Origin of the sequence: Zhongshania sp., from assembly GCF_041584495.1 — a bacterium.
GTDB lineage: Bacteria > Pseudomonadota > Gammaproteobacteria > Pseudomonadales > Spongiibacteraceae > Spongiibacter.
Genome location: NZ_JBFHDY010000161.1, coordinates 1 through 5,619, shown reverse-complemented (window position 1 = coordinate 5,619; position 5,619 = coordinate 1). Strand labels below are relative to the sequence as shown.

Sequence of the window (5,619 nt, the reverse complement as noted above, 5' to 3'; positions counted from 1 at the left end):
TCCTTGCCTGCGCAGGGAAGACTTGATGGGTGCTGCGAGTTTAATGCATGGTCCGTCATGGCCTGCGCAAGTATGGCAGCAACCACCCCACGCTAAACCCACCGTTGCTCCAGCGAAGGCTTAACGGCAACGACATCAGGCCAAATCAATCGTCACTCCTGCGGAGGCAGGAGTCTATCTCAGCAACGAAGTTTGGGCTTAGACGTTGGGGTAATCAGGCATTCGCTGCCGCTCACATGGATCCCTGCCTGCGCAGGGAAGACGTTTAGGGATTTGCGGTCCTTGCCTGCGCAGGGATGACCAAATAAAATTATGACGTTGGGCTTTCAGTCACCCCTGCGGAGGCAGGGGTCCATCTCAGCAACGGAGCGCAAAGTTAACACTTCCACCAGAGACATTCGCTGCGCTCAAATGGATACCTTCCTGCGAAGGTATGACGAAATGCCCTAAACACAAACGTTCCGTCACTCCTGTGAAGCCGGGCTCTGCCCCTGCGAAGGCAGGGGGGTCATTTCTGCAACGAAGTAGGTGTTAAGTACCGGCGGCCAAACCCACGGCGGAGCTTGGGCTTAACCGCGAGCGCTAGCTTTCCGCCTTATCCGATTTATACTCGTATTGGTAGTAGCCATAGCCATAGCCATAGCCATAGCCTGAAGCTTTGCGTTCTACCGCATTGAGTACAACGCCTTTAACCTTAATACCATTTTGTTCGAAGCGTTGTTTGGTGACTTCCAGTTCTTTCACAGGGTTTAAGCCAAAGCGGGTTACCAGCATGGTGACGCCGCATTGGCGGCCAATAATCGCCGCATCGGTTACGGCCATAATGGGTGGCGTATCAACAATAACAAGGTCGTAGTCGGCGCTGACGGCTTCGAGCAGTTGGGTTAGGCCTTTGCTCATAAGCAACTCAGAGGGGTTGGGGGGTATTGCGCCTCTGGGCAGCATAAAGAGCTCAGCAATTTTGGTTGGCTGTATTGCGTCCTGCAATTGCACACGTTTACTCAAAACATCTGACACGCCATTTTCAGGCCCTACATCAAACATTTTGTGCATATAGCCTTTGCGCAAGTCCATGTCGATTAGCAGTACGCGCTGGCCCGCTTGGGCGATTACTGCCGCCAAGTTGCCCGACACAAAAGACTTACCAACATTGGGGCTGGGGCCCGAGATCATCATAATATTGTTGCTGGCTTCCAGCATGGCAAAGTGCAAGCTGGTACGCAGGCTGCGCAAGGCCTCTATGGTGATGTCGGTGGGGTTGCGCTGTGCGAGCAACGCAGTGGGGTGCTGATTGCGTAATTTACGCAGTTGCCGAGCCGAGCGACGGCTGCCAAAATCCAATTTACGCTGTTCGTCAGACAAAGGAATAGACGCATATACCGGCAGACCAATGGCTTCTATGTCGTCGGGGTTTTCAATGCCGCGATTCAGCGCGGCCCGAACCAGTACCAACGCCACGCCCAAGAAACCGCCCAGCAATGTCGCAATAACAACAATAAGCGGCTTTTTGGGTTTAACCGGCTCTTCAATATTCACCGCAGCGTCGTCAATAATACGCACATTGCCCACGGTGCCCGCGCGAACAATATCCAATTCTTGAATATTGTTTAGCATTTGGGTGTAAATCTCGGTGCCCACTTCTAGGTCGCGCTTTAGCCCCAGTAGCTCTTGCTGGGTTTCTGGCAGGCCTTTAATACGGCTGTTAAATTCCGTTTTACGGGCCATTTGCTCGGCCATTTGCTCCCGCCAAGCTTGGTAGGCGGGGTGGTCACGGGTGTATTTGCGGTCTAGCTCAGCTTGCTGCAATTGCAATTCAGCAATGCCAGATTCAATGTCCACCACTTGGTCTAGCAGCGCTTCGGCCTCGGCGCTAATGTTCACCGAGCCCACTTTAACTTGGTAGGCATTAAACTTGCGCTCGGCCTCTTCAAGGTCTTTTTTAATATTAGGCAACTGCTCCCGCAAAAAATCCAAGCTTTTTGCGGCTTCTGCCGACTGGCGCTCCACGTTTTGCCGCAGATAGGTGCTGGCAATAACATTCAAAATCTCTTCGGCATGGTCGGGCTTGGTGTCTTCTATAGACAGCGCCAAAATGCCCGAATCTTTACCGCGCTCAGACACACCCATGGTTTCTTGAAGGGTGATAATTGCGCTTAAGCGGCGCAGGCGGCTGAGGGTGAATTGGGTGCCAGGGCGGGCGTGCAGCGTGGGTATGTAAAGTTCATAGCCCCCGGCGCGTATTAACTTACCAGCGTCGCCACTGAGTAGCGCCTCGCCATCGGGCGACAGCAGGGTAAAACCAACTTCGTTAGCAATCAGAGTATGTTCTTCATTAAACTGGGTGGCGGGCACCTCAAAGCGACTAACTTTAATGCGCTCGCCGCCCCAGGCGTAGGAGCCAAAGCCGAGTACCGGTGAATTCAGTTCGTCAGCTTCACCGGCAAAACGCCGGGCTATGGCGCGGCCAAGCACGGGAAAATAGCGGGGCTCTACTTTAATATCTAAATCGAGATTATCTACCGCCGTGCCAATCACCTTGCGGCTTTTAATAAGCTCAATTTCGGTAATGGCCGCAGACTCGCCACCAAACATCTCGGTAACGTCGCTCATGCCGGGCAAACCGGGCGACTTCTCCTCTACTTGTATAATGGCATTTGCCCTATACACGGGTGACGCCAGCAAGGCGTAGGCAATGCCAATCACCATAAACACAGCGGTAATGGCTGCAATAAGCCATTTTTGATCCCATAAGGTCGCAAATAAGGCCAGTAAATCAATTTCGTCATCTTGGGCTTGTTGTCGCGGGGCGGGGCTGCTGCTTGTATTAGCGGTCATAGAGTTGAGTACCAAAAATAAAAATCTGGGTGTGCTGCCTGCACCCTATGTTGCAGGCAAAAATTATTCTGTGTTGCTGAGCTGTGCAAAATTAAGCTTACCTAGCTTCTATGTCGCCGATTCTGTCGGTAGCGAGAATAGACGGTAACAATTGGCTCAAAAAACGGTTCCAGCGGGTAATGGGTGCGGGCGATACATATACGACGTCTCGTGGCTCAAGGGGAAATGAGTCTGCAAACATAAAGCCTACTGCAGAGGCTGCGTTTAAATGGTAAACCGTAGCCGAGTATACGGGTTGCCCGGTGGCGGGATCTCTTTTAACGCCAGTATTGCGCAATACATATATGCCGCGACCGTCTGCTCTGCCTTCATTTATACCATTAGCTTCCGCTAGGGCTTCGGCAAGGCTGGTGCCATTGCGCGACATGTTCAAGCTCTGGGGGCGGTTTACCTCACCCAATACAAAAACTTTTTCAGCGTCATTGCGGGGAATATGAACTAAATCGCCATCTTGCAACAGCAGGTTCTGACTCCACTGCCCTTCTTCGTAAAGGCTGCGAAGGGTGATGTGGTGAGTGCTACCTTGGCGATTAAGGATGATGTCACCCCAAGTGGCCGTGTCGGTAAGGCCACCAAGCTGCTCTATAGCATCTACCAAGGTGAGCGGCGTATTAGTAATGGGAACCACGCCAGGCTTCATTACAGAGCCACTAACATAAACCTTTTGGCTGCGAAAAGCCGCAACCCGCACATCAATCTGAGGGCGTTTAATAACAGAGCCTAATTTGTTTTGTAATAAGGTTTGCACCTCACCGGTGGTCAGGCCAGATACCGGCAGCTCGCCGGCGTAGGGGTAAAAAACCGTGCCATCGGCTTTTACAACATTGCCGCCTTCTTCGGCGCTACGGAATGAACCAGAGGGAATGGTTAGCTCTGGGTGTTCCCACACTGTAATAGTAAGTACATCACCCGGCGCAATTCGGTAATTGTAATTGACTACAGCGTTGCGCAGCTCGTTGTTTGTGTTTGGCGCCGCAGGCGCAGCACTGCCAAGATGGCTCAATACAGTGGCATCAATGGGAATATAATTAATATCGGTAGTGGCGGGCGAGTATTCCTCTGGTGTGTCGTTGTACCAAAAAGAATTTATTCTGCCCATGTTTGAGCCGGGAACCACGGTACAGGCTGTGGTGCTACAAACAAGCGCCGCTAGTAAAGAAGCTCTTAATCCATTCATGCAGTAAAGTCCTTGGCTGCGTAAGTTTTGGCCTTTGTTAAAATTAAATAACTGTAAGTAAATTCAGTAAACGATTGGGCTATATACAAAATGTATGCCGTTTACATAGAATTGCGACATCTGCCCCTTCCTGTCGCGAATGTCGGTTCTTAGTTTCAATTACCGTAAAGCGGCCAATGATACCTAGCTTGCAGGGAGGGCACCAGTCCCGCTGCCCCAGAGTTACCTAGCAACTAATAAGTTGTGAACAAATTGCCAGTCAGCGTAATGAGTATTTGCAAGAAATCCGCACATTAACAAATCGGTAGTAATTAGCTGCCAAAATTCGCGCAGTTAAGCGAGCGTGGTGGTCATCGCAAAGATTCAGAAGATAAAAGCGCCAGTAGGAGCAGCTAAGTGGCTTCTGTGGGAGTTTGGTAGTCACTTAAAGGGCTCAGTAAGTGGTATAGAAGGTGATATAACAGCCCCTTGAGGTCATTTGCGGCCACTCTAGGGTGTTTTAAGGGTTGTTGAAGGAGCTTGCATGGTAATTCTTGAGGTGTTTAAGTCGTTTGCTCGGGTGCTCACGTAATGTCCTTGCGCTATATAAGCAGTCTCCGTGGCTCCTTATGTTGTTGCTCCGGAGGTATTTAATAAGCAGTCGCCCGTGAAGTGCTTAAGCAGTTAACAGGTGTTCATGTGGTCGGGCTTGGGTGTTTGAGTTGCCAGTCCGGGTTGCTTAAACAGGCATCTTCAAAGTGCTTGAGCAGTCGTCCTCAAGGTACTAAATGTCGTTATGCTTGATGTGCTGAATGTGGTTGTTTTTGAGGTACTTAAGCTGTCGTCCTTGCGAAGGCAAGGACGACAGCTCGCAAGTGCAAGATTGGCAGCCGTACACCAAGCAACACCACAATGGCCCATTAATTGCATTTGAGTAGAATAGTAAGGCTAGGTCAGTACAAAGCTGCGGCTTAATAGTGGCGAAGGAATGCAGCAAGCAAGCACAAGTAGAAGTAATTACCTGGATTTGGGCTTGGTTTTTGCACTGTATTGGCTCAGAATTACGCGCTTGCTTGGGGCGTGCGAATTTTTTGGTGCAAAGTGCCTAGGAGCAGCTAAACTTTAACCTCCGTATTGCAGTGTATAGCCCCTTGGCGCCGTGCATTTTAGTTAGAAGTAGCATCTGTAGAGCCTTGCTAAAGGACTGGCTGCGGCGCTCCAGATGAATTAAAACGTGTAAAAAATAACTTCCTAAGCGAGGGAATTGCTGTGAATACAGAAAGAGTGAATTTGACCACTAACCTGCCGCAATCAGGTTTTATTCGTCAGCATCACTCCATGTTAGTGGCGGTGCATCAATTAACCGATGTGCTGTTAATTTGGGGGATATTGGCGCTGTTTGTTAGCGTTGGCAATTACGGCTGGGCGGTGTGTTACCAAATTGCGGCCTTTTTAAGCTCAATTTGTTACCACATATTTGCCCATAAAAACGGCCTGTATTTTTCATGGCGCGGGCAGTCACTGTTTACCGAAGTAAGAACCGTTATTACCACGTGGCTGGTGGTGCT

General features: G+C 50.3%; 2 protein-coding genes and 1 pseudogene. 1 reads left to right on the top strand and 2 read right to left on the bottom strand.

Annotated features, from left to right (window positions below; genetic code table 11):
• Positions 1–582 precede the first annotated feature (582 nt).
• Together ABYP33_RS17040 and ABYP33_RS17035 are read right to left on the bottom strand one after the other, a co-directional pair.
• A complete protein-coding gene (locus ABYP33_RS17040; protein WP_373092353.1) occupies positions 583–2,835 on the bottom strand; it encodes a polysaccharide biosynthesis tyrosine autokinase in 2,253 nt (750 codons plus the stop codon).
• A gap of 97 nt (positions 2,836–2,932) precedes the next feature.
• Positions 2,933–4,072: a polysaccharide export protein gene (locus ABYP33_RS17035; RefSeq protein WP_373092352.1), complete on the bottom strand. Its 1,140-nt coding sequence runs from the start codon at positions 4,070–4,072 to the stop codon at positions 2,933–2,935.
• Between the two features lie 1,248 nt (positions 4,073–5,320).
• On the opposite strand from ABYP33_RS17035, the pseudogene ABYP33_RS17030 reads away from it, so the two are divergent.
• Positions 5,321–5,619: pseudogene (locus tag ABYP33_RS17030) on the top strand (undecaprenyl-phosphate glucose phosphotransferase); the annotation flags it as partial.